This window comes from Pseudomonas uvaldensis (genome assembly GCF_021271205.1).
In the GTDB taxonomy this organism is placed as follows: Bacteria; Pseudomonadota; Gammaproteobacteria; order Pseudomonadales; family Pseudomonadaceae; genus Aquipseudomonas; species Aquipseudomonas uvaldensis.
Genome location: NZ_JAIWKS010000052.1, coordinates 1 through 363 on the forward strand (window position 1 = coordinate 1; position 363 = coordinate 363).

Genomic DNA, 363 nt, shown 5'->3' on the forward strand with positions numbered 1-363 from the left:
TGCAAGGCGGCGGGCATGTGGTAGGCGACGCTGGCGGCGTGGTCCAACTGGTCGAGGAACCACAGGCGTTGCTGGGCCAGGGACAGCGGCAGCGGTTGGTCGCGGGGCACCACGGCAATGACCTGGAGCTGCGAGGTGCCGGCCTGCTCCACCTGCCGGGCCAGTTCGCTCAACGAGGTCTGGGCGAACAGCGTGCGCAGGTCGATCTCGACCCCGAGGTCCTGGTGCAGGCGGGATTGCAGTTGCACGGTCAGCAGCGAATGGCCGCCCAGTTCGAGGAAGCCGTCGTGACGGCCGACCTGATCCAGGTGCAGCAGGTTTTTCCAGATCTCGGCAATGGCGACCTCGGTGTCGCCTTGCGGT

1 protein-coding gene is annotated in these 363 nt (G+C 67.2%); it reads right to left on the bottom strand.

Annotated elements, in window-relative coordinates; genetic code table 11:
* The coding region (locus LCU97_RS26545; RefSeq protein ID WP_232778221.1) for a phosphopantetheine-binding protein at positions 1-363 on the bottom strand (363 nt) is incomplete at both ends.